The organism is Sporosarcina sp. BP05, assembly GCF_014282005.1.
Classification (GTDB): Bacteria; Bacillota; Bacilli; order Bacillales_A; family Planococcaceae; genus Sporosarcina.
Map to the genome: position 1 here is coordinate 1 of NZ_JACFTD010000041.1, position 5,557 is coordinate 5,557.

Below are 5,557 nucleotides of genomic sequence, written 5' to 3' on the forward strand. Positions count from 1 at the left end.
TTGTTGGTCGCCTTTTTGAGAGAAACAGACATACTCATGACGAATCACCTCACTTGCTACGAGTATACCAGACAGTTTGTTACTTTGACAAAGTAACCTTTTCTGTATTGTGACACTCCGCTACGCTCCATGTGCACAATAAAAAGGCTCTGCGAGGCTAAAAAGCAGGGAGCTGTCACTCTAGCGTGACAGCTCCCCCAAGTTCAAAAACGAAAAAAACCACCGCCTGCAGCCGTTGTTTTTTTTTCTAGTAACAGAAAAGCATTTCACACCTTTGCTGATTCTCGCAAGTGTGTAATTTTCCTCCCATTCCATCACCCAAAAGGCTTTTTTGAAAGCAAGGATCGGGTAGTATTTTTCGAGAAGTTCGCTCAAAAAATCTCCACACCTTTCCTCCTTGCTTTCAAAAATTTGTCGGGTAGTCGACTCACGCCAAGCCGATAAACCTAAAACGAAGTTTCAGTTTCATCGGCTTGCATTTGCCATTATGCCCCGACAAACCGCCAGCACTTCCGAGCGTAAACTTTCACTTATTCCATGTGAATTTACGCAATCAAACCCGCCTTCACCTCAACCCTAAAACAAAGGGGAAAACAAAAAAAAGAGTAGCTTTCGCCACCCTTTCTTCTTCAACAATCGCACCCGTTTCTGGAATATCAATAAAATGATTATCGCTCAGAGCTAATATAGCTAGCAATTTAGTTAGTTACAAGTAGAAATCCAAAATTGACTCACTTTAAGTTCGAATTAATTTTTCGAGAAAATTTGTGACCTTCAAACTTCATCCTCTTCGACTGTTACCGGATTGTAGTAATGAGAAATAACCCTAGACATCTTCTACGTGTATTTTATTCATATGGTTTATCATAATCCTTAACTTTAAGCTCCTTAAGAAAATCAATAAAGTTTAATCGTTTTCTATTTTTTTCTATATAATCTGTTTTTGTACTAAGAAAATCTTTATTCACAATTTCGATAATATGTGGTTTCATACGAGTTTCCTCTGCATAGTGATAATTCTCGGTAAGTTCTATTAGAAAGTAGACAATATAATTAAATGTTACAGGGAATTCTTTTTCAATTTCTTCCTGATATTCAACTAAAGTTTTAATATACTTATATAACTCACTTTGTTTGATAAAACGGAAACTGCATCCTGTATTCCAATAGCCAAGCCAAATAGTAAATATACCAACAGAATACCGTCTCAATTCTTTATCAGGATCATCGAAATGAAAATAATATGGGTAATGAGGAAACGCCATTCCACCATCAAAACCTAATATTCGGAAGCCACTGTTCAATACTTTGTCCACTTCTATAATAATATTACTTTTTTCTTCCGTTGTAAGTTCTTTCTGAAGCTTATTATCTTCTGACCTCATAATGAATCCCTTCTATACTTTTTTATATCAAACAACAGTTTGTATGCAGCAAAATGGCCCGTTTGTTGAAGTTTATAAAAAGGCATTTCTTATATTCACATCGAAATATATCAAAAGAGCTAGTTCCACACCCTAAGATCGGGAGGACTTTAATTTGGAAAAACAATTACTAACCATGGCACATATTGCAAAACAATTAAATCTTGCTGAGTCTACTGCAAGGTTTTATAGAGATCGTTTTGAAAACTTCATCCCATCTGTTGGTGAAGGAAGAAAAAAACGCTATAAACCTGAGACTGTCGAGGTATTGCGATTCATTGCGGAAGGATTCAACCGCAACTTAACCGCAATGGATATCGAGGACGGCTTATCCCGCATGGTTGCAATGAATATTGAGTTTGAAGAAGCAACCGCAACAACAACCGCAGCAGCGCAGCAGCAGTCAAAAAGTGAACCAAATCAATACGCTTTACAACTTCAATTCGCAGTCGAGCAAATGAGCGTAACTATACAAATCATTGCTGATCAAAAAGAGCAGATTGCTGAATTGCGGAAACATGTTGCAGTTATAGAAAATAGACAGCAAGAACAGCAAGAATACATAAATAGTAAACTAGAAGAGCGAGATCAACAAATAATGGAATCAATAAGGGAAATACAAGAAGTTAAAAACCAACTTGCAGCCACTAAACAGGAAAAATGGTGGAAATTTTGGAAATAAAAAAAAGACCACCAAATGGTCCGGTCCTTCTTGAACTAATGCACCCGTTAGCTTAAAAAGTGTAAATGGCAACAAAAAATAAAAATGTTGCCGCAAGGATAGAAAATATCGCACTTGTTTTCTTTTTTGCTTGTAGTTCCGAACCCCCCGTAACCAACATAAACACACCTAAGAACAATATCATATATGGCATAAACTCAAAGTTTTTAGTAATTAAACCATAACCTGCTAATGCTATAACAATAACTGATAAGATAACTTTTAATATTTTCAATATTTCCATGCCCCCCCCATTAAGTCCCTGTACAAATTCTATCATATCATTTTGAACTCTATTTTTTTGTTATAAAAATGGAATTCCTTATTCAACTAACCTGCCGCGTTAGTTGAACAAAGTATTTTTGTCTTTTAAAAAAAAGAGTAGCAATCACTACTCTTTTTTAGGAGCTCTCTCATACAAAGCTGTAATTGATTTATAACGTTGCCCTGTATCCTCTATGTCTTCTCGAAAAGTTTCTATCACCAAAACAGGTGCCTTTGTTTTTCTAATACTAACAATATCACCTGGTTGAATATTTAAACCACGCATTTTCTTGGGGATATGCCAGGTAAATTTTTTAGGATATATTTTCAATGCTTCTCCGCTTTTACTTCTAATATGAAAACCAGAAAGTGTATTGTTATCTTTCTTTTCCACGTCATCTCACCTCGTTGTTTTCTTCAATCAACAAAGCTCGTTGATTATAATTCTCGTATTCTTCGGGAGTGAATTTCCGAAGCACGTTTTCATATTTTGACGCTTTCCAGACTGACCGCAACATGTGTGTATATTCGTCTTCGTCCACTTTTTTATACTTATCCAAATCGCCGTTTTTAAATAGCTTTGCATAGTCTTTCATCATGCCGCCATATACGAGCAATTGCCGCTTTTTCAGTGCCGTGTAAAACGTATCGAATACTATTTCACTGTGGTATAAGTCACTACCCTTTGCCGAGTATTTGGCGATTTCCAGCACTGCATTTGACTTGCCTGTCACGCTCGCTTTTTTCGCATCAACTTGCGTGATTGAATCGTCTTCCATGCACTCTCTCCACATAGCGAGCCATTCCGCTTTGGAAATGAATTGTTCCGGCTTATTGAAATAGCTTTTATTTACCGTCACCAAGATGTGCAAATGTGGGTGATAACTGTTGTATGTCGGGTTAGGATCTCCAACGTTCAAACTTCGTCTGTCGTAGTAAGGTTTCTTGCGTTTATAGAGTTCTTCCGTGACGTATTGTTCCTGGTCTGTCGTGACTTCCAATTTGCGAGCGTAACCCTTCGCAATCTTCTTCACGTTCCGCCGCTGAAACAATTTATTTACCGCCTTGTTGAATCTATCAATCTCGCTTCCCAATTCTTCGCCTGTACAGTTTGGAGCCGTCAGCGTTAGGAACAAAAATTCTTTGTCTTCAATGTCCCGTATGGCTTCCAAAATGATTGACAGCTTGATAGCATCCTTCTTTGCCGTCCCCCACGTACAGACGGGACAGAATCGGTTGCCGCATCTATTCGATATAACCATTTTCCTTGCACTCATTTCAGCATTTGTGGCATGTAACATGAAACTGCTACACGTTTCAAAACGGAGAACCGTCTTTACCGACACATGTTTTTCCATGTAGTTCGCCGCCCGTCTGTTCAAATCTTTTTTCGGCGTGAACTTCTCCAATACCATTTTCCCTAATTCCGTAGTTTTAAATTCGGACTTTCTAACTTTTTCCCCTTGATTTATCTGCATAATTGGTGTAAAGTCACTAGACGTTATGAAATTTAAGAAGTAATTAAATTAGGTAGTTTAAAAGTGACTTGTCTCCTTTCCGGATATTTGGTTTAGCGTCGTAACTCAACCATACATTCTAGGAATCTAGGAAACAAGTTATTTTTGTGTTCGGGGTTTGTTCGTATCCTAAGAAATCGACTTTCCGAGCCAAGAAAACCCATACAGGTCAAGGGATAAGACCGACATACCTACCCATTCCAAGTGCAGGAATAGTTAGGTATAGTATCAAGATAGAAGAACGAGTTTGAAACTCGTTCAAAAAACCTTAAATTCAAAAGCAAAATATAAAAGAAAAAGAGCAGATTCCCCAAAAGGAGAATCTGCTCTTTTTTTATCTGCTCAATCCGTTGTCTCGCTCACGTCTGACTTCTTTTGTGTGCATCTTTTCAAATTCACTCGTTCTAGGCTCCATACGCCCCTTCTCACGTGTTTGAGAAGTCTTCTCTTTAATTCTGTCTGCAAAGTCTCTAAAAACGTTCTTGAAGGCTCTGACGTCCTTTGTATGCTCTTCAACAAATTCTTTTACACTTTGATAAGTCGCCTTGATTTCAAGCGTTAAATCGTTAAGCTGTCGCCTCAGGAGACTAATTTCAGTATTTGCTGAACCCAAATCATTTTTCAATACCACATTCTCTTTTTCCAAACTTTGATTTTCTTTTGTTTTTTGGTACACCGCTTCACGCAATTCTTTATTTTCTTCTACAAGATCCGTTGTCTGCAAGCGCTGATAATCTTTCTTCACGGCAACAGCAGCCGTTACTATATTTTCAAGTTCATTGAGCTGTTTCGGTGTGAAAATATAATTCCCTGTTTCTTTTTGGACCTTTTCTTTTTTAAATAAACCCGTCTGAATAACTTCAGTTTTAGTTTCTTTATGCTTTGTTTTGAGATTGAAATTTTTATCGGGCACTTTTTCACTTATGGCCACAAGTTCATTTTTCTTCTTGTCAATTTTCCCTTCAAGAAACGCAATCTCTTGCTCCAGGTCCTTCTTTTCCTTGTATTCGTTCACATCTTTATATTCATTCGTGCCGACTAATTTCCGTTCAATGCCACGCTCAACTAATAATTTTTCTAGTAATTGAACCTCTTTTTCTCTCCAGTCATCAAATGGCCGAGTTTTATCCAACTTCGAATCCTGCTGGGTAATGGCTCTGTCAAATGACACTTGTTTTTCAAGCCCTCGCTTGTACTCACTGGCAACAGGTACGAAATTCAAATGCAAATGCGGACTCGCTTCATCGTTATGAATCACCGCATTATAAACTTTTAAATTTGGATTTCGTTCCTCAAATTTTTCAAACCACTCCAATAAAATTTCATTTGCTTTTTCAGAATTTGTGGAACCAAAAAAATCATTTGTATCTCCAACTTGCACAATCATTTCTTGTTGCAAAGAAGTTTTTTTACTGGATTCAATGTGCTTGTAATAATCATCAATTTTTCGATCGTTGCGTTTTTGTTTCGCATTATAATCTTCTAATGCCCCGCCAAATTCTTCTTGATACAATTCCTTCAAATCTTTTTGAACCAAGTATTTATTTTCGTCAGAACGTGATTCATCAATATGAGGATTTCGCTCTTTTTCCTTATCGCTCATTGTTCTGTTGTTGTGTTTGATGTTGGTT

At 37.3% G+C, this 5,557-nt stretch carries 6 protein-coding genes; 1 reads left to right on the plus strand and 5 read right to left on the minus strand.

Going from position 1 to position 5,557, the window contains the following annotated elements:
- Nucleotides 1–848: 848 nt before the first annotated feature.
- Nucleotides 849–1,385, minus strand: coding sequence for a carbamoyl-phosphate synthase small subunit (locus tag H2672_RS18770; protein WP_186673899.1), 537 nt, complete (start codon nt 1,383–1,385; stop codon nt 849–851).
- Nucleotides 1,386–1,539: 154 nt separating this feature from the next.
- On the opposite strand from H2672_RS18770, the gene H2672_RS18775 reads away from it, so the two are divergent.
- Nucleotides 1,540–2,106 carry a DUF3967 domain-containing protein gene (locus H2672_RS18775; protein ID WP_186673901.1) on the plus strand — a complete coding sequence of 189 codons (567 nt, stop codon included), beginning with the start codon at nt 1,540–1,542 and terminating at the stop codon, nt 2,104–2,106.
- Between the two features lie 52 nt (nt 2,107–2,158).
- On the opposite strand, the gene H2672_RS18780 is transcribed toward H2672_RS18775, so the two are convergent.
- From H2672_RS18780 to H2672_RS18795, 4 genes are all read right to left on the minus strand, one after another.
- Complete coding sequence (locus tag H2672_RS18780) at nt 2,159–2,389, minus strand: DUF3953 domain-containing protein (protein ID WP_255485911.1); 231 nt, start codon at nt 2,387–2,389, stop codon at nt 2,159–2,161.
- 147 nt (nt 2,390–2,536) lie between these two features.
- Nucleotides 2,537–2,803 carry a DUF5839 family protein gene (locus tag H2672_RS18785; protein ID WP_186673903.1) on the minus strand — a complete coding sequence of 89 codons (267 nt, stop codon included), beginning with the start codon at nt 2,801–2,803 and terminating at the stop codon, nt 2,537–2,539.
- 1 nt (nt 2,804) lies between these two features.
- Complete coding sequence (locus H2672_RS18790; protein WP_255485913.1) at nt 2,805–3,824, minus strand: protein rep; 1,020 nt, start codon at nt 3,822–3,824, stop codon at nt 2,805–2,807.
- 436 nt (nt 3,825–4,260) lie between these two features.
- Nucleotides 4,261–5,557, minus strand: a 1,297-nt coding sequence (locus H2672_RS18795; RefSeq protein ID WP_255485909.1) for a plasmid recombination protein, incomplete at its 5' end; no start/stop codon positions are given.

Bases quoted from the DNA above. Each gene is read 5' to 3' on its own strand.
- H2672_RS18790 (WP_255485913.1), bottom strand. From the start codon at position 3,824: ATGGTATTGGAGAAGTTCACGCCGAAAAAAGATTTGAACAGACGGGCG.
- H2672_RS18770 (WP_186673899.1), bottom strand. From the start codon at position 1,385: ATGAGGTCAGAAGATAATAAGCTTCAGAAAGAACTTACAACGGAAGAA.
- H2672_RS18780 (WP_255485911.1), bottom strand. From the start codon at position 2,389: ATGGAAATATTGAAAATATTAAAAGTTATCTTATCAGTTATTGTTATA.